20 protein-coding genes are annotated in these 20,412 nt (G+C 70.7%); 1 reads left to right on the forward strand and 19 read right to left on the reverse strand.

What is annotated here, in order from left to right:
- Window positions 1-85 precede the first annotated feature (85 nt).
- From coaBC to pyrR, 12 genes are all read right to left on the reverse strand, one after another.
- Window positions 86-1,288, reverse strand: coding sequence for a bifunctional phosphopantothenoylcysteine decarboxylase/phosphopantothenate--cysteine ligase CoaBC (coaBC, locus tag AB0412_RS13820; RefSeq protein WP_366402773.1), 1,203 nt, complete (start codon window positions 1,286-1,288; stop codon window positions 86-88).
- Window positions 1,289-1,402: 114 nt separating this feature from the next.
- The gene (gene rpoZ / locus AB0412_RS13825) at window positions 1,403-1,675 is read right to left on the reverse strand and encodes a DNA-directed RNA polymerase subunit omega (protein ID WP_004933985.1); all 273 of its coding nucleotides are present in this window, start codon (window positions 1,673-1,675) and stop codon (window positions 1,403-1,405) included.
- 62 nt (window positions 1,676-1,737) lie between these two features.
- Window positions 1,738-2,331: a guanylate kinase gene (gene gmk, locus AB0412_RS13830; RefSeq protein WP_366402774.1), complete on the reverse strand. Its 594-nt coding sequence runs from the start codon at window positions 2,329-2,331 to the stop codon at window positions 1,738-1,740.
- A 37-nt stretch (window positions 2,332-2,368) separates the two neighbouring features.
- Window positions 2,369-2,692: an integration host factor gene (locus AB0412_RS13835; protein ID WP_003977346.1), complete on the reverse strand. Its 324-nt coding sequence runs from the start codon at window positions 2,690-2,692 to the stop codon at window positions 2,369-2,371.
- A gap of 253 nt (window positions 2,693-2,945) precedes the next feature.
- Entirely contained in the window at window positions 2,946-3,791 is an 846-nt protein-coding gene (gene pyrF, locus AB0412_RS13840) for an orotidine-5'-phosphate decarboxylase (protein ID WP_366402775.1), read from the reverse strand.
- Window positions 3,788-4,894 carry a quinone-dependent dihydroorotate dehydrogenase gene (locus AB0412_RS13845; RefSeq protein ID WP_366402776.1) on the reverse strand — a complete coding sequence of 369 codons (1,107 nt, stop codon included), beginning with the start codon at window positions 4,892-4,894 and terminating at the stop codon, window positions 3,788-3,790. The genes pyrF and AB0412_RS13845 overlap by 4 nt, the downstream gene beginning before the upstream one ends.
- A gap of 69 nt (window positions 4,895-4,963) precedes the next feature.
- On the reverse strand, window positions 4,964-8,272 hold the full coding sequence (gene carB, locus AB0412_RS13850) for a carbamoyl-phosphate synthase large subunit (RefSeq protein ID WP_366402777.1): 3,309 nt from the start codon (window positions 8,270-8,272) through the stop codon (window positions 4,964-4,966).
- On the reverse strand, window positions 8,265-9,407 hold the full coding sequence (gene carA / locus AB0412_RS13855; RefSeq protein ID WP_366402778.1) for a glutamine-hydrolyzing carbamoyl-phosphate synthase small subunit: 1,143 nt from the start codon (window positions 9,405-9,407) through the stop codon (window positions 8,265-8,267). Before carA ends, carB begins: the two co-directional genes overlap by 8 nt.
- Window positions 9,404-9,973: a hypothetical protein gene (locus tag AB0412_RS13860; RefSeq protein WP_366402779.1), complete on the reverse strand. Its 570-nt coding sequence runs from the start codon at window positions 9,971-9,973 to the stop codon at window positions 9,404-9,406. The genes carA and AB0412_RS13860 overlap by 4 nt, the downstream gene beginning before the upstream one ends.
- On the reverse strand, window positions 9,970-11,256 hold the full coding sequence (locus AB0412_RS13865) for a dihydroorotase (RefSeq protein WP_366402780.1): 1,287 nt from the start codon (window positions 11,254-11,256) through the stop codon (window positions 9,970-9,972). Before AB0412_RS13865 ends, AB0412_RS13860 begins: the two co-directional genes overlap by 4 nt.
- Before the next feature lie 5 nt (window positions 11,257-11,261).
- Window positions 11,262-12,257: an aspartate carbamoyltransferase catalytic subunit gene (locus AB0412_RS13870; RefSeq protein WP_366402781.1), complete on the reverse strand. Its 996-nt coding sequence runs from the start codon at window positions 12,255-12,257 to the stop codon at window positions 11,262-11,264.
- A 97-nt stretch (window positions 12,258-12,354) separates the two neighbouring features.
- Entirely contained in the window at window positions 12,355-12,939 is a 585-nt protein-coding gene (pyrR, locus tag AB0412_RS13875) for a bifunctional pyr operon transcriptional regulator/uracil phosphoribosyltransferase PyrR (RefSeq protein ID WP_366402782.1), read from the reverse strand.
- Window positions 12,940-13,224: 285 nt separating this feature from the next.
- Here pyrR and bldD point away from each other — a divergent pair, with 285 nt between their 5' ends.
- Window positions 13,225-13,728, forward strand: coding sequence for a transcriptional regulator BldD (gene bldD / locus AB0412_RS13880; RefSeq protein WP_006131213.1), 504 nt, complete (start codon window positions 13,225-13,227; stop codon window positions 13,726-13,728).
- A gap of 188 nt (window positions 13,729-13,916) precedes the next feature.
- Here the strand turns inward: bldD and nusB are convergent, their stop codons facing one another.
- The 7 genes from nusB to aroC all read right to left on the reverse strand — a co-directional run bounded on the left by nusB (window position 13,917) and on the right by aroC (window position 20,301).
- Window positions 13,917-14,348, reverse strand: coding sequence for a transcription antitermination factor NusB (nusB, locus tag AB0412_RS13885; protein WP_366402783.1), 432 nt, complete (start codon window positions 14,346-14,348; stop codon window positions 13,917-13,919).
- A 2-nt stretch (window positions 14,349-14,350) separates the two neighbouring features.
- On the reverse strand, window positions 14,351-14,917 hold the full coding sequence (efp, locus tag AB0412_RS13890) for an elongation factor P (protein ID WP_366402784.1): 567 nt from the start codon (window positions 14,915-14,917) through the stop codon (window positions 14,351-14,353).
- Between the two features lie 68 nt (window positions 14,918-14,985).
- A complete protein-coding gene (locus AB0412_RS13895) occupies window positions 14,986-16,092 on the reverse strand; it encodes an aminopeptidase P family protein (RefSeq protein WP_366402785.1) in 1,107 nt (368 codons plus the stop codon).
- Window positions 16,093-16,521: 429 nt separating this feature from the next.
- Window positions 16,522-17,367, reverse strand: a complete 846-nt coding sequence (locus AB0412_RS13900) for a Pro-rich N-terminal domain-containing protein (RefSeq protein ID WP_366402786.1) — start codon at window positions 17,365-17,367, stop codon at window positions 16,522-16,524.
- A gap of 149 nt (window positions 17,368-17,516) precedes the next feature.
- Window positions 17,517-18,608, reverse strand: a complete 1,092-nt coding sequence (gene aroB / locus AB0412_RS13905) for a 3-dehydroquinate synthase (RefSeq protein ID WP_366402787.1) — start codon at window positions 18,606-18,608, stop codon at window positions 17,517-17,519.
- Window positions 18,605-19,120, reverse strand: coding sequence for a shikimate kinase (locus tag AB0412_RS13910; RefSeq protein ID WP_366402788.1), 516 nt, complete (start codon window positions 19,118-19,120; stop codon window positions 18,605-18,607). Before AB0412_RS13910 ends, aroB begins: the two co-directional genes overlap by 4 nt.
- Entirely contained in the window at window positions 19,117-20,301 is a 1,185-nt protein-coding gene (gene aroC / locus AB0412_RS13915) for a chorismate synthase (RefSeq protein WP_366402789.1), read from the reverse strand. Before aroC ends, AB0412_RS13910 begins: the two co-directional genes overlap by 4 nt.
- Between the last annotated feature and the right edge of the window lie 111 nt (window positions 20,302-20,412).

Below are 20,412 nucleotides of genomic sequence, written 5' to 3' on the forward strand. Positions count from 1 at the left end.
TTCTGCCCAGCAACGGGCGGTGTTGGCCAGAGGCGCCACGCACCGATGAGCGTGGTTTCCGGGGGCCGGACGGCGTATACGGCGCTCACCCGAGGCGCTCGGCCACCAGGTCCCACACCGTGTCGGCCAGGGCTTCCTTGGGTCCGTGGGCGACCGGGGTCTCGCTGCCGTCGGCGCCCAGCACGACGGCCTCGTTCTCCTCGGAGCCGAAGGTCTTGCGCTCTCCCACCTCGTTCACCACGAGCAGATCGCAGCCCTTGCGCTTCAGCTTGGCCCGTCCGTTGGCGAGGACATCGTCGGTCTCGGCGGCGAAGCCGACGATCACCTGTCCGGGCCGGGCCCGGTCGGCGGAGATCTCGGCGAGGATGTCGGGGTTGCGGACCAGGGTGATGGGCTCGGGCTCCTGGTCGTCCTTCTTCTTGATCTTCCCGGCCGCGTAGGCGGCGGGGCGGAAGTCGGCGACGGCCGCGGCCATGACCACCGCGTCGGCGTCGGCGGCGGCCCGGAGCACCTCCTCGCGCAGCTGGACGGCCGTCCCCACGGGCACGACGTCCACGCCCGCCGGGTCGGGCAGGGCGGTGTTGGCGGCAATCAGCGTGACCCGGGCGCCCCGGGCGGCGGCGGTGCGGGCGAGGGCGTAGCCCTGCTTGCCGGAGGAGCGGTTGCCGAGGAACCGCACGGGGTCGAGGGGCTCGCGGGTGCCTCCGGCGCTGACCACGACGTGCCGGCCCTCGAGGTCGGGTTCGGTGACCCCGCGGGCCAGCACCCGCCGGCACACCTCGAAGATCTCGCCCGGGTCGGGCAGCCGACCCTTGCCGGTGTCGACGCCCGTGAGGCGGCCGACGGCCGGTTCGATCACGACGGCGGCGCGCGCACGCAGGGTCGCCACGTTGTCCTGGGTGGCCGGGTGCTCCCACATCTCGGTGTGCATGGCGGGCGCGAACACGACGGGACATCGGGCGGTGAGCAGGGTGTTGGTGAGGAGGTCGTCGGCGAGGCCGTGGGCCGCCTTGGCCAGCATGTCGGCCGTGGCCGGGGCGACCACCACGAGATCCGCGTGCTGCCCGATCCGCACGTGGGGCACCTCGTGGACGTCGTCCCACACCTCGGTGGAGACGGGGTTCCCGGAGAGCGCGGACCAGGTGGCGGCGCCGACGAAGTGCAGCGCGGACGCGGTGGGCACGACACGGACGTCGTGTCCCGACTCCGTCAGCCTGCGGAGCAGCTCGCACGCCTTGTAGGCGGCGATGCCGCCGCTGACTCCCAGAACGACCTTCGGCTTGTCCACCGTCTCTCCCCGCTCTCCCCCGGCTCGGACTCGTACACCCCCATCACACACCACAGGCCCGGCAGACGTACTGCCGGGCCTGTGGACAAGTCAGCCGAAACCAGCTGATACGACTTACTGACCGGGGCCCTCGACGGCCTCGGAGGTCAGCAGTCCCGCGTTGATCTCGCGCAGGGCGATCGAGAGCGGCTTCTCGTGGACGTGGGTGTCGACGAGGGGACCGACGTACTCGAGGAGACCCTCGCCGAGCTGCGAGTAGTACGCGTTGATCTGGCGGGCCCGCTTGGCCGCGTAGATCACGAGGCTGTACTTCGAGTCCGTGGCCTCGAGGAGCTCGTCGATCGGCGGGTTGATGATGCCCTCGGGCGCGGAGATGGAAGAGGACACGCTCTACCTTCCGATGGATGGGAAAGATTCAGTCGGTGCGACCGGTGAACGACTGCCCACGATCACACGACGTTCATCAAGGCTAGCAGCTCGCGGGACACGTCCTCGACGGAGGTGTTGACCAGGGTCGAATCGAACTCCGGCTCGGCCGCCAGTTCCGTCTTCGCGGCCTGCAGCCGGCGCTCGATCACCTCGGGCGACTCGGTGCCCCGCCCGGTGAGCCTGCGTACGAGCTCCTCCCAGGAGGGCGGAGCCAGGAACACCAGCTGTGCCTCGGCCATGGACTCGCGGACCTGCCGGGCGCCCTGGAGATCGATCTCCAGGAGGACGGGCACACCCGCCTCCAGGTGCTCGATGACCGCCGCGCGGGGCGTGCCGTAGCGGTTGCCGGCGAACTCGGCCCACTCCAGCAGCTCGCCGTTGGCGATCAGCTTGTCCATCTCCTCGTCGGTGACGAAGAAGTAGTGGACGCCGTGCTGCTCACCGGGACGGGGCTTGCGGGTCGTCGCCGACACCGAGAGCCAGACCTCGGGGTGTTCCTTGCGCATATGGGCGACGACCGTGCTCTTGCCGACCCCCGAGGGGCCGGAGAGCACGGTCAGCCGCGGACGTACGTCCGGGGGCACGGGGGTCGTCCCCCGGGGTGTTGCAGCCATGCAGCGATTATTCCAGCAATGCCGGGGTGCCCGGGACTCAGGACCCGGTGCTGCCGAACTCGCGCTCCAGGGAGGCGATCTGGTTGGAACCGAGACCCCGCACGCGGCGGCTCTCGGAGATGCCCAGTCGCTCCATGATCTGCTTGGCGCGGACCTTGCCCACGCCCGGCAGCGACTCGAGCAGGGCGGAGACCTTCATCTTGCCGATGACGTCGTTCTCCTGGCCCTGCTTGATGACCTCGTGAAGGGAGGCGCCGGAGTGCTTGAGTCGATTCTTGACCTCGGCCCGCTCCCGGCGAGCCGCGGCGGCCTTTTCGAGCGCGGCTGCGCGCTGTTCAGGGGTAAGGGGCGGAAGAGCCACGCCTACGTCACCTCGGATGTCGAACTGTCGGATACGGACCGGTGAGGAACCTAGTCGCCCCACACCTGGGGAGCCACGAGCAACACGCTTGCCCGTTCTCTCGTCGGAGACTAGCGGTCAACTCCGCAAGAGTCAGCGAGAACAGCGGAAAAGTCCTGGTCAGCCTCCGTCAGGCCGGACATTGAGGACATACTGCCCCGGATTTGTGGATGTATCCAGACCCCGGCGGCCCTCCACCGACCCCGCAAGGGACTCAGGCAGCCGTCACCGCGGCCCTGATCTCCTCCGCGAAACGGTCCGCGGCGTCACGCAGCGCAACCACGTCGGGACCGTGACGCAACACACCCCGGCTGACGTTCGGCACCACATTGCGCACCGCGCTGCCGAAGACCGCCGGAAGATCGGCCGCCTTGGCGCCCTGCGCCCCGATGCCGGGCGCGAGGAGCGGGCCGTTGATGTCCAGGTCGTACGACGACAGGTCACCCAGCGTGGCGCCGACGACCGCGCCGAAGGACCCCAGCGGCTCCTCCCCCGCGTTCTCGACGGACAGGTGCCCGAGCATGGTCGCGCCGACGCTCCGCCCGTCGTGGCGCACCGCGTGCTGCACCTCGCCGCCCTCCGGGTTGGAGGTCAGCGCCAGCACGAACAGGCCCGTGCCGCTCTCCCGGGCCAGCGCGACGGCCGGGCTGAGCGAGCCGTAGCCCAGGTACGGCGAGACGGTGAGCGCGTCGGAGAACAGCGGCGCGTCCTTGTGCAGGAACGACTCGGCGTACGCGGCCATGGTGGAGCCGATGTCGCCGCGCTTGGCGTCCATCACCACCAGCGCACCGGCCGCCCGCGCCTCCTGCACCGTCTTCTCCAGCACGGCGACACCGCGCGAGCCGAAGCGCTCGAAGAAGGCGCTCTGCGGCTTGAGCACGGCGACCCGGTCGGCGACCGCCTCGACGACGGTACGGCTGAACCGCTCCAGGCCCGCCACGTCGTCGTTCAGGCCCCACTCGGAGAGCAGGGAGGCATGCGGGTCGATGCCCACGCACAGCGGCCCGCGCTCGTCCATGCCCCGGCGCAGTCGCGCGCCGAAGGGTTCAAGACCGGTCATGCCGATGTCCTCACGTCGGCGCCCACCGCGTCGGCGAGCGTGGCGTACGGGCTGGTGCGCAGACGCGCGACGAGCCCCTTGTGGAGGTCGCGGGCCCAGAAGGGGCCCTCGTAGATGAAGGCGCTGTACCCCTGGACCAGCGTGGCACCGGCCAGGATGCGCTGCCAGGCGTCCTCGGCGTTCTCGATGCCGCCGACGCCGATCAGGGTGATCCGGTCGCCCACGCGCGCGTACAGGCGGCGCAGCACCTCCAGGGAGCGGGCCTTCAGGGGCGCTCCGGACAGGCCGCCGGTCTCCTGGACGAGCGCGGGGGCGGAGCGCAGCCCGAGCCCCTCGCGCGCGATCGTGGTGTTGGTGGCGATGATCCCGTCCAGGCCGAGGTCCACGGCGAGATCGGCGACGGCGTCGATGTCCGAGTCGGCGAGGTCGGGGGCGATCTTCACCAGCAGCGGCACCCGCCGGTCGATGACGGTGCGGTCGGCGGCCTCGCGGACGGCGCTCAGCAGCGGGCGCAGCTGGTCGACCGCCTGCAGGTTGCGCAGTCCGGGGGTGTTCGGCGAGGAGACGTTGACGACCAGGTAGTCGGCGTACGGTGCGAGCCGCTCCGCGGACTTCACGTAGTCCAGGACCGCCTCGTCCTCCGGTACGACCTTGGTCTTGCCGATGTTGACGCCGACGACCGTCCTGAAGACGGGCCGGCGCGAGGCGAGGCGGGCGGCGACCTTGAGCGATCCCTCGTTGTTGAAGCCCATGCGGTTGATCAGCGCCCGGTCGGCGACCAGGCGGAACAGCCGCTTCTTGGGGTTGCCGGGCTGCGGTTCCCCGGTGACGGTGCCGATCTCGACGTGGTCGAAGCCGAGCATGGCCAGCCCGTCGATGCCGACGGCGTTCTTGTCGAAGCCGGCGGCGAGCCCGAAGGGGCTGTGCAGACGCAGCCCCAGCGCCTCGGTGCGCAGCTCCTTGGAGCGGGGCGCGAGCACGGCGGCGACGAAGGTGCGCAGCACGGGCACGCGCGCGATCAGACGGATCCAGCGGAAGGCCAGGTGATGGGCCTGCTCGGGGTCCATCCGCTGGAAGAGGAGACGGAAGAACAGCTTGTACATCGGTGAAGGTGTCCCAGGTGTGCTCATGAAGAGGGGGACACCGTTCTCGGTGTCCCCCTCGTCGGACTGCTAGTCGCGGGCCGCCGTCAGGTGTTCGGCGTGTTCCTGGAGCGAGCGGACCCCGACGTCGCCGCGGTTGAGGGCGTCGATGCCCTGGACCGCCGCCGCGAGCGCCTGGACCGTCGTCAGACACGGCACGGACCGCGCCACGGCGGCCGTGCGGATGTCGTAGCCGTCGAGCCGCCCCCCGGTGCCGTACGGGGTGTTGACGATGAGGTCGACCTCGCCGTCGTGGATGAGCTGGACGATGGTCTTCTCGCCGTTCGGGCCGGTGCCCTCGGACTGCTTGCGCACCACGGTGGCGTTGATGCCGTTGCGCTTGAGGACCTCAGCCGTGCCGGAGGTCGCCAGCAGCTCGAAGCCGTGGGCGACCAGTTCACGCGCCGGGAAGATCATCGAGCGCTTGTCGCGGTTGGCGACCGAGATGAACGCCCGTCCCTTGGTCGGCAGCGGCCCGTAGGCACCCGCCTGCGACTTGGCGTACGCCGTGCCGAAGACGTTGTCGATGCCCATGACCTCGCCGGTGGAGCGCATCTCCGGGCCGAGGACGGTGTCGACGCCGCGGCCGTGGATGTCCCGGAAGCGGGACCACGGCATCACGGCCTCCTTGACGGAGATCGGCGCGTCGAGCGGCAGCTCGCCGCCGTCACCGGTGGCCGGGAGCAGCCCCTCGGCGCGCAGCTCGGCGATGGTCGCGCCCAGCGAGATACGGGCGGCGGCCTTCGCGAGCGGCACCGCCGTCGCCTTCGAGGTGAAGGGGACGGTCCGCGAGGCGCGCGGGTTGGCCTCCAGGACGTAGAGGATGTCACCGGCCAGCGCGAACTGGATGTTGATCAGACCGCGCACCCCGACACCGCGTGCGATGGCCTCCGTGGAGGCGCGCAGCCGCTTGATGTCGAAGCCGCCGAGGGTGATCGGGGGCAGGGCGCACGCCGAGTCGCCGGAGTGGATACCGGCCTCCTCGATGTGCTCCATCACGCCGCCGAGGTACAGCTCCTCGCCGTCGTAGAGCGCGTCCACGTCGATCTCTATGGCGTCGTCCAGGAACCGGTCGACCAGCACCGGCCGCGAGGGGCTGATCTCGGTCGACTCGGCGATGTACGACTCCAGCCGGGCCTCGTCGTAGACGATCTCCATGCCGCGCCCGCCGAGGACGTAGGACGGCCGGACGAGGACCGGGTAGCCGATCTCGTCGGCGATGGCCTTGGCCTCGGCGAAGGTGGTGGCGGTGCCGTGCTTGGGGGCCGGCAGACCGGCCTCCTTGAGCACCCGGCCGAAGGCGCCGCGGTCCTCGGCGGCGTGGATGGCCTCCGGGGAGGTGCCGACGATCGGCACGCCGTTGTCCTTCAGCGCCTGCGACAGACCCAGCGGGGTCTGGCCGCCGAGCTGGACGACGACGCCCGCGACCGGTCCGGCCTGCTGCTCGGCGTGGACGATCTCCAGCACGTCCTCGAGCGTCAGCGGCTCGAAGTACAGGCGGTCGGAGGTGTCGTAGTCCGTGGAGACGGTCTCCGGGTTGCAGTTGACCATCACGGTCTCGTACCCGGCGTCGCTCAGCGCGAAGGAGGCGTGGACGCAGGAGTAGTCGAACTCGATGCCCTGGCCGATGCGGTTCGGGCCGGAGCCCAGGATGATGACGGCCGGCTTCTCGCGCGGCGCGACCTCGGTCTCCTCGTCGTAGGACGAGTAGAAGTACGGCGTCTTCGCGGCGAACTCGGCGGCGCAGGTGTCGACCGTCTTGTAGACCGGGCGGATGCCCAGCGCGTGCCGGACCTCGCGCACGACGTCCTCGCGCAGGCCGCGGATCTCGCCGATCTGCTGGTCGGAGAAGCCGTGCCGCTTGGCCTCGGCGAGCAGCTCGCGCGTCAGCTCGGGGGCCTCGGCCAGCTCGTCGGCGATCTCCTTGATCAGGAAGAGCTGGTCGACGAACCAGGGGTCGATCTTCGTGTACTCGAAGACCTCCTCAGGAGTGGCGCCCGCGCGGATGGCCTGCATGACGGTGTTGATGCGGCCGTCGGTCGGGCGGACCGCCTCGCGCAGCAGCTCGTCCTTGTCGCCCGGCTCGCCGACGAAGGTGAACTGGCTGCCCTTCTTCTCCAGCGACCGCAGCGCCTTCTGGAACGCCTCGGTGAAGTTGCGGCCGATGGCCATGGCCTCGCCGACCGACTTCATGGTGGTGGTGAGGGTGGAGTCGGCGCTCGGGAACTTCTCGAAGGCGAACCGTGGGGCCTTCACCACCACGTAGTCGAGCGTCGGCTCGAAGGAGGCCGGGGTCTCCTGGGTGATGTCGTTGGGGATCTCGTCCAGCGTGTAGCCGACGGCCAGCTTGGCGGCGATCTTGGCGATCGGGAAGCCGGTCGCCTTGGAGGCCAGGGCGGACGAGCGCGACACGCGCGGGTTCATCTCGATGACGATGACGCGGCCGTCGGCCGGGTTCACCGCGAACTGGATGTTGCAGCCGCCGGTGTCGACGCCGACCTCGCGGATCACAGCGATGCCGATGTCACGCAGGATCTGGTACTCGCGGTCGGTGAGGGTCATCGCCGGGGCGACGGTGATGGAGTCACCGGTGTGCACGCCCATCGGGTCGAAGTTCTCGATGGAGCAGACGACCACCACGTTGTCGTGCTTGTCGCGCATCAGCTCCAGCTCGTACTCCTTCCAGCCGAGGATGGACTCCTCCAGGAGCACCTCGGTGGTCGGCGAGAGGGTGAGGCCCTGGCCGGCGATGCGGCGCAGCTCCTCCTCGTCGTGCGCGAAGCCGGAGCCGGCGCCGCCCATGGTGAAGGAGGGGCGTACGACGACCGGGTAGCCGCCGAGCTCCTCGACGCCCTTGAGGACGTCGTCCATGGAGTGGCAGATGTAGGAGCGGGCGGACTCGCCGTGGCCGATCTTCTTGCGGACCTCCTCCACGACCTCCTTGAACTGGTCGCGGTCCTCGCCCTTGTGGATCGCCTCCACGTTGGCGCCGATCAGCTCGACGCCGTACTTCTCCAGCACACCGTTTTCGTGCAGCGAGATCGCGGTGTTGAGGGCCGTCTGGCCGCCCAGGGTGGGCAGCAGGGCGTCGGGGCGCTCCTTGGCGATGATCTTCTCGACGAATTCCGGGGTGATCGGCTCGACGTAGGTGGCGTCGGCGATCTCCGGATCGGTCATGATCGTCGCCGGGTTGGAGTTCACCAGGATGACGCGCAGGCCCTCGGCCTTGAGCACGCGGCACGCCTGGGTGCCGGAGTAGTCGAACTCGGCGGCCTGGCCGATGACGATCGGGCCGGAGCCGATGACCAGGACGGACTGGATATCGGTGCGCTTAGGCACGCTGGCCCTCCATCAGGGAGACGAAGCGGTCGAACAGGTAGGCGGCGTCGTGCGGGCCGGCTGCCGCTTCGGGGTGGTACTGGACGCTGAAGGCCGGCTTGTCGAGGAGCCTCAGGCCTTCCACCACGTTGTCGTTGAGGCAGACGTGGGAGACCTCGGCGCGGCCGTAGGGGGTCTCGGAGACCTTGTCGAGCGGGGCGTCGACGGCGAATCCGTGGTTGTGCGCGGTGACCTCGACCTTGCCGGTCGTACGGTCCTGCACCGGCTGGTTGATGCCGCGGTGGCCGTACTTCAGCTTGAAGGTGCCGAAGCCGAGGGCGCGGCCGAGGATCTGGTTGCCGAAGCAGATGCCGAACAGCGGGGTGCCGCGCTCCAGCACCGCCTGCATCACGGAGACCGGGTGGTCGGCGGTGGCCGGGTCGCCGGGGCCGTTGGAGAAGAACACGCCGTCCGGGTTGACGGCGTAGACGTCCTCGACACTCGCCGTGGCGGGCAGCACGTGCACCTCGATGCCGCGCTCGGCCATGCGGTGCGGGGTCATGCCCTTGATGCCGAGGTCGACGGCGGCGACGGTGAACTTCTTCTCGCCGATCGCGGGCACGACGTACGGCTCGGTGGTGGCGACCTCGGCGGAGAGGTCGGCGCCCTTCATCTCGGGGGCCTGGCGCACCTCGGCGAGCATGGTGCCCTCGTCGGGCAGCGCCTGGCCGGAGAAGATGCCGACGCGCATGGCGCCGCGCTCGCGCAGATGGCGGGTGAGGGCGCGGGTGTCGATGCCGGAGATGCCGACGACGCCCTGGGCGCGCAGTTCGTCGTCCAGCGTGCGGCGGGAGCGCCAGCTGGAGGGCACGCGTGCGGGGTCGCGCACGACGTAGCCGGAGACCCAGATCTTCCTGGACTCCATGTCCTCGTCGTTGACGCCGGTGTTGCCGACGTGCGGGGCGGTCATCACGACCACCTGGCGGTGGTACGACGGGTCGGTGAGGGTCTCCTGGTAGCCGGTCATCCCGGTGGAGAACACGGCTTCGCCGAAGGTCACCCCCACGGCCCCGTAGGCACGGCCCCGGAACATCCGGCCGTCCTCGAGGACGAGTACGGCGGGAACCCGGGCGGCTCCCTTGGTGGAGGTCGTCATCGTTCGGCGCCTTCCGTGCTGTTGGTTTCGGTCATGGAGTTGAGGACGTCGACCCACTCGTTGTGCTCGGCCGCGTGGTCGGAGCGGAAACCGGAGTCGATCAGCCGCTCGCCGTGCTGCCAGGTCACCACCAGCAGGCCCCCCTCGGTGAGGACCTTGCCGGCGATGCCCTTGTCGAGCCGGGCCTCGCGCAGTGCGCCCACCGGGATGAAGAAGTCGTTCGCCCCGGGGCGTACGACCTCCAGCCCGGCGTCGGTGAGCGTGAGCTCGGCCCGGCTGCGGGTGCCCAGGCCGTGCGCCACGATGCGGTCGAGCCACTGTCCGGCGGTGGTGGAGCCGTGGTACCGGCCGCTCATGCTCAGTCTCGCCGGACCCGGGTCGTCCGGCGCGCTGTGCAGCTCCGGCAGGTCGCTCTGGAGCGTGCCGCGCCACTTCCAGCCCTCGCGCATCAGCCAGTAGACGAGCGCGACGAACAGGCCGAGGCCCACGACCCAGCCGATGCGGGCGGCCCAGTCGGTCACTTCCGCCGATTCCTTCTCGGCGGCCAGCAGGAGTACAGGTGTCACGTGAGCTTCCCGTCGACGAGCGTGGCCTTGCCCCGGAGCCAGGTGTGCGTGACACGGCCCGGCAGCTCGCGACCCTCGTACGGGGTGTTGCGGCTGCGCGAGGCGAAGCCCGCGGGGTCCACAGAGCCACGGTATGCCGTGTCGACGAGGGTGAGGTTGGCGGGCTCACCTGCCGAGACGGGACGTCCGTGGCCCTCGGCCTGTCCGATGCGCGCGGGCGTGAAGGACATGCGGTCGGCGACGCCGGCCCAGTCCAGCAGGCCCGTGTCGACCATGGTCTCCTGGACCACTGACAGCGCGGTCTCCAGACCGACCATGCCCATGGCGGCCGCGGCCCACTCGCAGTCCTTGTCCTCCTGCGGGTGCGGGGCGTGGTCGGTGGCGACGATGTCGATCGTGCCGTCGGCGAGCGCCTCGCGCAGCGCGTGGACGTCGCGCTCGGTGCGCAGCGGCGGGTTGACCTTGTAGACCGGGTTGTAGGTGCGCACCAGCTCGTCGGTCAGGAGGAGGTGGTGCGGAGTGACCTCGGCGGTGACCTGGATGCCCCGGGACTTGGCCCAGCGGACGATCTCGACCGACCCGGCGGTGGACAGGTGGCAGATGTGCACGCGGGAGCCGACGTGCTCGGCGAGCAGCACGTCGCGGGCGATGATCGCCTCCTCGGCGACGGCCGGCCAGCCGCCGAGCCCCAGCTCGGCGGACACGACGCCCTCGTTCATCTCGGCGCCCTCGGTCAGCCGCGGCTCCTGCGCGTGCTGGGCGACGACGCCGCCGAAGGCCTTCACGTACTCCAGCGCGCGCCGCATGATCACGGCGTCGTGGACGCACTTGCCGTCGTCGGAGAAGACGGTGACTCCGGCCGCGGACTCGTGCATGGCGCCCAGCTCGGCGAGCTTCTTGCCCTCCAGGCCGACCGTGACGGCGCCGATCGGCTGGACGTCGCAGTAGCCGTGCTGCTGCCCGAGCCGCCAGACCTGCTCGACGACACCGGCGGTGTCGGCGACCGGGAAGGTGTTGGCCATGGCGAACACGGAGGTGTAGCCGCCGCTCGCCGCGGCGCGGGTGCCGGTGAGGACCGTCTCGGAGTCCTCGCGGCCGGGCTCGCGCAGATGCGTGTGCAGGTCGACCAGGCCCGGCAGCAGCACCTTTCCGTCGGCCTCGACGATCTCCGCGCCGTCGGCGCTCAGGTTCGCACCCACCTCGGCGATGGTCGCGCCGTCGATCAGGACGTCCTGCGGCTCGCCGCCGAGCACCTTCGCACCACGGATCAGGATCTTGCTCATCTGTCTTACTTCTCCTCGGTGGTACGGGCGTGGGTGGCGGGCGCGTTCTTCGCGTTGAACTCGGCGCCGCCGAGCAGCAGGTACAGGACGGCCATCCGGATGGAGACACCGTTGGTGACCTGCTCGACGACCGTGCAGCGCTCGGAGTCGGCGACCTCGGCGGTGATCTCCATGCCGCGGACCATCGGGCCGGGGTGCATCACGATGGCGTGCTCGGGCATCCGCGCCATGCGGTCGCCGTCGAGGCCGTAGCGCCGCGAGTACTCGCGCTCGGTGGGGAAGAACGCGGCGTTCATCCGCTCTCGCTGGACGCGCAGCATCATCACGGCGTCGGACTTGGGCAGCGTCGAGTCGAGGTCGTAGGAGACCTGGCAGGGCCAGGTGTCGACGCCGACCGGCAGCAGGGTCGGCGGGGCGACCAGGGTGACCTCGGCGCCGAGCGTGTGCAGCAGGTCGACGTTGGAGCGGGCGACCCGGCTGTGCAGGACGTCGCCGACGATGGTGATGCGCCGGCCGGAGAGGTCCTGGCCGATCCCGGCGTCCCGGCCGACGAGCCGGCGGCGCATGGTGAACGCGTCGAGCAGCGCCTGGGTGGGGTGCTGGTGAGTGCCGTCACCGGCGTTGATGACGTGGGCGTCGATCCAGCCGGAGGTGGCCAGGCGGTACGGGGCTCCGGAGGCACCGTGCCGGATGACCACGGCGTCGACGCCCATGGCCTCCAGGGTCTGGGCGGTGTCCTTCAGCGACTCGCCCTTGGAGACGCTGGAGCCCTTCGCGGAGAAGTTGATGACGTCCGCGGACAGCCGCTTCTCCGCGGCCTCGAAGGAGATCCGGGTGCGGGTGGAGTCCTCGAAGAAGAGGTTGACCACGGTCCGGCCGCGCAGGGTGGGCAGTTTCTTGATCGGCCGGTCCGCGACCCGGGCCATCTCCTCGGCGGTGTCGAGGATCAGGACGGCGTCGTCGCGGGTGAGGTCGGCGGCCGAGATGAGATGACGCTGCATCTGTCAGGCTCCGTAAGGCAGTTCATTCGGGAGATTCGGGGCAGAACCGGGCATGTGCGGGCGCGCGGCAGCACCGGGCGCCCGATCCGCCGATCTGCTACTGACCGGCCCGCTTGGCACCGAGCAGCACAGTGTCGCGACCGTCCTCCTCGGCGAGCTGGACCTTGACCGTCTCCCGCAGCGACGTGGGGAGGTTCTTGCCGACGTAGTCGGCACGGATGGGCAGTTCGCGGTGGCCGCGGTCGACGAGGACGGCGAGCTGCACCGCGCGGGGGCGCCCGATGTCGTTCAGCGCGTCGAGGGCGGCGCGGATGGTGCGGCCGGAGAACAGCACGTCGTCGACGAGGACGACGAGGCGGCCGTCGATCCCGTCACCGGGGATCTCGGTGCGGGCCAGCGCACGCGGCGGCTGCATGCGCAGATCGTCGCGGTACATCGTGATGTCGAGCGAGCCGACCGGGACCTTGCGCTCGGTGATCTGCTCGAGCTTGGCGGCGAGCCGCTGGGCGAGGAAGACGCCGCGGGTCGGAATGCCGAGGAGCACCACGTCGTCGGCACCCTTGGCGCGTTCGACGATCTCGTGGGCGATGCGGGTCAGCACACGCGCGATGTCAGGGCCCTCGAGAACGGGCCGTGCATCGACGGGCGGCATATCGGACGGGGAGTCCTGCTGCTTGTCCATACGAAACGGACCTCCTTCTCCGCCTCACGGGACGGACCTTAAAGGACGTCGGGATTGCGTCACCCACCGTATCAGGTCGCGGCGAAACCCTTGATCGCCCCCCGGTCACCCCCGGAGGAGGCCAGGATCACCCGTTCGGCGCAAGCGATCTTCGTTACCACGGAAGAGTCGGTGTGGACCATTCGGCTTGACGCGCGAGAGTAACGCTGCGTAACCTCACAGTGAGTTACCAGCTGCGCGGCAGGAAACCCATCCCGCCGCGTCGACCCAGTGCCGGGGAGCTATATGTCCAGCGAATACGCCAAACAGCTCGGGGCCAAGCTCCGGGCGATCCGCACCCAGCAGGGCCTTTCCCTCCACGGTGTCGAGGAGAAGTCCCAGGGACGCTGGAAGGCGGTCGTGGTCGGTTCGTACGAGCGCGGCGACCGCGCGGTGACCGTTCAGCGCCTCGCGGAGCTGGCGGACTTCTACGGCGTTCCGGTGCAGGAGCTGCTGCCGGGCACGACCCCGGGCGGAGCCGCCGAGCCGCCGCCGAAGCTGGTCCTGGACCTGGAGCGGCTGGCCACGGTGCCGGCCGAGAAGGCGGGCCCGCTGCAGCGTTACGCGGCGACGATCCAGTCCCAGCGCGGCGACTACAACGGCAAGGTGCTGTCGATCCGCCAGGACGACCTGCGCACCCTCGCCGTCATCTACGACCAGTCGCCCTCGGTCCTCACCGAGCAGCTGATCAGCTGGGGCGTCCTGGACGCGGACGCCCGCCGCGCGGTGGCCTCGCACGAGGACGCGTAAGGCTCCGCCGGACTGAGCAGAAACGTGCCGCCGGGGTGGGAGAAACCTCTTGGGTTTCTCCCACCCCGGCGGCATTTTCATACGCGGTGAGGGACAACGCCGCTGAAGGGGCGCGGGGAACTGCGCGACAAGCCACGGACAACCCGCACCCGCGCACAGGACCGCACCCCTACGGCGTCTGGGCGAACCTACGCGTCCCGACGCAGCGACGGCTTCAGCTCCTTCAGCCGGCCAAGGAGCCCGTTGACGAACGAGGGCGACTCGTCCGTCGAGAACTCCTTCGCCAGCTGCACCATCTCGTCCAGCACAACGGCGTCCGGCGTCTCGTCGACCCAGATCAGCTCGTACGCGCCGAGACGAAGGATGTTGCGGTCCACCACCGGCATACGGTCCAGCGTCCAGCCGACCGAGTACTGGGCGATCAGCTCGTCGATCCGCTTCGCGTGCTCCGCGTAGCCCTCGACCAGCTGCATCGTGTACTCGCTCACCGGCGGCTGCCGGGTGTCGGACCGTGAATGCCGGATCCAGTCCGCGAGCACGGTCAGGACGTCGGCGCCGCGCTGGTCGCCCTCGAAGAGGATCTGGAAGGCACGCTTGCGGGCCGTGTTGCGGGCAGCCACGGTTAGCTGTTCACCCGGCCGAGATAGTCGCTGGTGCGGGTGTCGACCTTGATCTTCTCACCGGTGGTGATGAAGAGCGGGACCTGGATCTGGTGGCCGGTCTCCAGCGTCGCGGGCTTGGTGCCGCCGGTGGAGCGGTCGCCCTGGACGCCCGGCTCGGTCTCGGCGATGGTCAGCTCGACGGCGGCCGGGAGCTCGACGAAGAGCACCTCGCCCTCGTGCTGGGCGACGGTGGCCTCGAAGCCCTCGACGAGGAAGTTGGCGGCGTCGCCGACGACCTTGCGGTCGATGTGCAGCTGGTCGTAGGTCTCCATGTCCATGAAGACGAAGTAGTCGCCGTCCATGTAGGAGAACTGCATGTCCCGCTTGTCGACGGTGGCCGTTTCGACCTTGACGCCGGCGTTGAAGGTCTTGTCGACGACCTTGCCGGAGAGCACGTTCTTGAGCTTGGTGCGCACGAAGGCCGGGCCCTTGCCGGGCTTGACGTGCTGGAACTCGACGACGGACCAGAGCTGGCCGCCTTCGAGCTTGAGCACCATGCCGTTCTTGAGGTCGTTCGTGGAAGCCACGGTTGAGGATTCTCCTGGACTGGACTGACGTGGACGACCCCGGGGCGGGCATGCGCACAGCGCGAGGGCTAGAGCGCGAGCAGCTCCTTGGTCGTGATGGTGAGTAGCTCGGGTCCGCCGTCCGCCTCGGGGCGTACGACGAGCGTGTCATCGATCCGGACACCGCCCCGGCCCGGGAGGTGGACCCCCGGTTCGACGGTGACCGGCACGCAAGCGTCCAGTTTACCCATGGCCGACGGGGCCAACTGAGGGTCCTCGTCGATTTCGAGTCCCACGCCGTGACCGGTGAGGGCCGGGAGGGCGTCGGCGTAGCCCGCGGAGTCCAGTACCTGGCGGGCCGCACGGTCGACGTCCCGGCAGGCCGCGCCGGGCACCAGGGACTCGCGGCCGGCCCGCTGGGCGGCGAAGACCAGGTCGTAGAGCTCGATCTGCCAGTCGGCGGGGGCGGTGCCGATGACGAACGTGCGGCCGATCTCGCAGCGGTAGCCGCGGTAGGTGGCGCCCAGGCAGACCGAGAGGAAGTCGCCCTCCTCGACGCGGCGGTCGGTGGGGCGGTGGCCGCGGCGGCCGGCGTTGGGGCCGGTGGCGACGGAGGTGGGGAAGGCGGGGCCGTCGGCGCCGTGGTCGACGAGGCGGCGTTCCAGTTCCAGGGCGAGGTGGCGTTCGGTGCGGCCCACGAGGATGGACTCGAGGAGTTCGCCTAGGGCCTGGTCGGCGATCTCGGCGCCGATGCGGAGGCAGGAGATCTCTTCCTCGTCCTTGACGATCCTGAGTTGTTCGACGACGCCGCCGATGTTGGCGAGGCGGAGGGTGGGGGCCGCCTCGCGAATGGCGCGGTGGCGGGTGACGGTGAGGTGGTGCTCCTCGACGGCGAGGGAGTCGGCGCCCTGGGTTGCGGCGAGGTGGGCGGCGGCGAGGGCGGGGTCGGTGGTGGTGCCCGGGACGAGGTGCAGGGGGAGGGTGTCGTCGGGGCGGGACTGGGGGGACCGGTCGTCGGGTGGGCCGGTGCAGACGAGGACGTCGTCGGTCCTGCCGAGCAGCAGTACGGCGCCCTCGGGGGCGGCGCCTGCGAGGTAGCGCACATTGGCGGGCCGGGACACCAGCGCCGCTGCGCTGCCGCCCGCGTTGCAGCATTCCCGGAGCCGCGTACGGCGGACCGCGTACACCTCTGACATGACCCGAGCCTATGAGGGGTGGCCGGATGTCGCCGGTCGAGCGGGGCCGAGTGGGGGGACGGGGGCGCCCGGGGTGCGGTTGTGGGTCGGGGGTGCGGCGGGGCGGCGGAGGGCGCCGCAGTCGCGCCCCTCCCTGTGCTGCCACAGTGGTCCGGCGTGGGGACCAGCTAAGCGGCGCCCTCCGCCGCCCCACCACACCCCCTCACGCCGCCCCGCGACTGCGGCTCCAGCTGCGTAGCTGCGTAGCTGCGGGCAGTCGTATCCGCCCTAGCTGCGGGCAGTCGTATCCGTCCTAGCTGCGGGCAGTCGTGCCGCTGGGGCGGCACGGGTGGGCGCAGCGGCACCCCGCCAGCGCGGGCGAGCGACAACCCACCCCCGCTCAGCGCACGCGCCGGGAGCTATGCGGCTCGGGTCAGTACAGTCCCGTGCCTACCACTTCGGGGGACTCGCGATGGACCTCGCCAGGACGTCGTCCAATATCCGGGCCGTGTCCGGTATGTCCAGCTGGGAGTTGTCGATGATCGGCAGACCCGAGCCGTACCAGCCGGCCATGCGGCCGTGGATGCGGGCCACCTCCTCGTCGCTGAGGCGGCGATTGCCGGAGCGTTCCGCGTTGCGTTCCAGGACGATGTCCAGGCCCGGAAGGAGGACGACCGGGAGGAGGCCGGGGCCGACGTGGCGTTTCCAGCCGCCGAGGCCGACGACCGGGCGGTCCGGGAAGACCGCGTCGTCGAGGATGCAGGAGATGCCGTTGGCGAGGAAGTTGCGCGCGGCGAAGCCGCAGGTGCGGCGGGCCAGGCGGTACTGGGCCTCCGAGTTGTCGTTCCAGCCGGACTGGGGGTCGGCGAAGCCGGAGCGGACCCATTCGCGTACGTCGTCGAGGCTGATGTGGGCCGTGGGGACGCGGCGGTGGTCCGCCCAGTACTTGGCGACGCTCGTCTTGCCGGCACCGGCGGGACCGATGAGCAGGACCGCGATGGTGGTGGCGGTGGGGTCGGGGGGCGCGGCGGCCTGCGGTGGGCTGGGTACGGCGACGGGGCCGCCCGGCGGGAGCGGTACATGGCCCGTGGTGTCCGGCGGCGGGGCCGACGGGTGCTGGGCACCCGCGGCGGGCGGCGGGGGCACGGTGTAGCCGCCCGGCGCCTGTGGCGGCGTGGGCGCGGGTGCGGGGCCCTGGTGCGGGCCCGGGTGGTGTGCGGCCGGTGACCAGCCGAGGGCCGGTCCGTGCCCCGGCTGATGGGGCGGCGGCAGCGGAGAACCCACTGCGTGCTGCATCCGGTGCCACTCCGTCTCGTACAGGCGATGGGGCATTGACAGCAGGGGGTGGCCCCGCTTCCTACCGAACGGTACCGCCCTGCGATGTCATTGTGTGAACGGGCGAGGGCGGCCCTGAGTGCCCGTCATGCCGGGGCGTTCTCGAGGGGTTACTCCCCCACCTCGCCGTATGCGGCGAGCAGGACGGCCGGGTCCGGGCCCTCCAGGACCGTGGGCTTGGCGAGACCGTCCAGGACGATGAAGCGCAGCAGGTCGCCGCGGGACTTCTTGTCGACCTTCATCGTCTCCAGGAGCTTCGGCCACTGGTCGTAGCGGTAGTGGAGGGGAAGTCCGACGGATTCGAGGATCGTGCGGTGGCGGTCGGCCGTCGCGTCGTCCAGGCGGCCCGCGAGACGGCCGAGTTCGGCGGCGAAGTGCATGCCGACGGCCACGGCGGCGCCGTGGCGCCACTTGTAGCGCTCGTTCTTCTCGATGGCGTGACCGAGGGTGTGGCCGTAGTTGAGGATCTCCCGCAGGCCGGATTCCTTGAGGTCGGAGGAGACCACGTCGGCCTTCACGCGGATCGAGCGTTCGATGAGTTCCGCGGTGTGCGGGCCCGCGGGGGTGCGGGCCGCCTGGGGGTCGGACTCGATGAGGTCGAGGATCACCGGGTCGGCGATGAAGCCGGCCTTGATGACCTCGGCGAGGCCGGAGACGTAGTCGTTGACCGGGAGGGAGTCGAGGGCGGCGAGGTCGCAGAGGACACCGGCGGGCGGGTGGAAGGCGCCGACGAGGTTCTTGCCCTCGGCGGTGTTGATGCCGGTCTTGCCGCCGACGGCCGCGTCCACCATGGCCAGGACGGTGGTCGGAATGGCGATCCAGCGGACCCCGCGCAGCCACGTCGCGGCCACGAAACCGGCCAGGTCGGTGGTCGCGCCGCCGCCCACGCCCACGATGACGTCGGTGCGGGTGAAGCCGGACTGGCCGAGCGCCTTCCAGCAGTAGGCGGCGACCTCGGCGGTCTTGGCCTCCTCCGCGTTGGGCACCTGGATGGCGATGGCATCGTAGCCCTGTCCGGCCAGGTCGGCGCGGAGCGCGTCGCCCGTCTCGGCGAGGGCCTCGGGGTGGACGATGGCCACCCGCTTGGCCTTGGGGCCGATCAACCCGGCCAGCTCGCCCAGGAGTTGACGGCCCACCAGGACGTCGTACGGGTCGGTGCCCGCGGTGCCGTCGATGTGGATGCGCGTCACTGCCTCGCTCATGCTTCCTTCAACTCCAGTGCGTCCAGGGCGGCTTCGGTGACCTCTTCGGGGGTGCGGCCGTCGGTCGGGACGACGGCGGTGGCGACCTCCTCGTACAGGTGCCGCCTGGCCTCCATCAGCTCGCGCCACTGCTTGCGCGGGTTGACCGCGAGCAGCGGGCGGGCGGCGTTGAGGCCGGTGCGCTTGACCGCCTCCTCGACGTCCATGGAGAGGTAGACGACCCGCTGTCCGGCGAGCAGGGCGCGGGTGTCGGCGTCGAGGATCGCGCCGCCGCCGAGCGCGAGGACGCCCTCGTGCTCGGTGAGCGCGGTGTGCACGGCCCGCTTCTCGATCGCGCGGAAGGCGGGCTCGCCCTCGTCGACGAAGATGTCGGCGATGCTGCGGCCCTCGGCGGCGACGATGTCGTCGTCGGTGTCCCGGTAGCCGACACCCAGCCGGTCGGCCAGGAGCTGCCCGACGGTGGACTTGCCCACGCCCATCGGGCCGACCAGCACGATCAGCGGCCCGCTCATCGGATGGCCAGGTGGTCGAGGTACGAGCGCACGTTGCGGCGGGTCTCGGTGACGCTGTCGCCGCCGAACTTCTCCGCGACCGCGTCCGCCAGGACCAGGGCGACCATGGCCTCGGCGACGATGCCGGCGGCCGGGACCGCGGAGACGTCGGAACGCTGGTGGTGGGCCTGCGTCGCCTCACCGGTGGTGACGTCGACGGTCTTGAGCGCCCTCGGCACCGTGGCGATCGGCTTCATCGCCGCCCGGACCCGCAGCAGTTCACCGGTGGACAGGCCGCCCTCGGTGCCGCCGGAGCGGCCGGAGACGCGCCGGATGCCCTCGGGCGTGTTCACGATCTCGTCGTGCGCCTTGGATCCGGGCACGCGGGCCAGCTCGAAGCCGTCACCGACCTCGACGCCCTTGATGGCCTGGATGCCCATGAGCGCGCCGGCCAGGCGGGCGTCCAGCTTGCGGTCCCAGTGCACGTGCGAGCCGAGACCCACGGGCACACCGTAGGCCAGCACCTCGACCACGCCGCCGAGCGTGTCGCCGTCCTTGTGCGCCTGGTCGACCTCGGCGACCATCGCCTTCGAGGCGTCCGCGTCCAGGCAGCGCAGCGGGTCGGCGTCCAGCTTCTCGACGTCGGCCGGCGTCGGGTACACGCCCTGCGGTGCCTTCACCGAGCACAGCTCGACGACGTGGCTGACGATCTCGACACCGGCCGTCTCCTTGAGGTACGACCGGGCGACGGCCCCGAGGGCCACGCGGGCGGCCGTCTCGCGGGCGGAGGCGCGCTCCAGCACCGGGCGGGCCTCGTCGAAGCCGTACTTCTGCATGCCGGCGAGGTCGGCGTGGCCGGGGCGCGGGCGGGTCAGTGGCGCGTTGCGCGCGAGGCCGGCCAGGATCTCCGGGTCCACCGGGTCGGCCGCCATGACCTGTTCCCACTTGGGCCACTCGGTGTTGCCCACCATGATCGCGACCGGGGAACCCAGGGTGAGACCGTGCCGGACACCGCCGAGGAAGGTCACCTCGTCGCGCTCGAACTTCATCCGGGCACCGCGCCCATAGCCCAGCCGCCGCCTCGCGAGATGGTCCGCCACCATGTCCGTGGTGATCGGCACGCCGGCGGGAAGGCCCTCCAGCGTCGCGACGAGTGCGGGACCGTGGGACTCCCCCGCGGTCAGCCAGCGCAACCTGCTCAACGGTGCTCCTCAGTGCTCGCGCCCTGGTACTGCCCTGCGCACGCGCGTCCTCGCGTACGACTGCGGCGTGAACGGGGTGCGCGGCCCCGGCCCGCCACCTCCGATCCTCCC

This window comes from Streptomyces sp. NPDC052012 (assembly GCF_040689265.1).
In the GTDB taxonomy this organism is placed as follows: Bacteria; Actinomycetota; Actinomycetes; order Streptomycetales; family Streptomycetaceae; genus Streptomyces.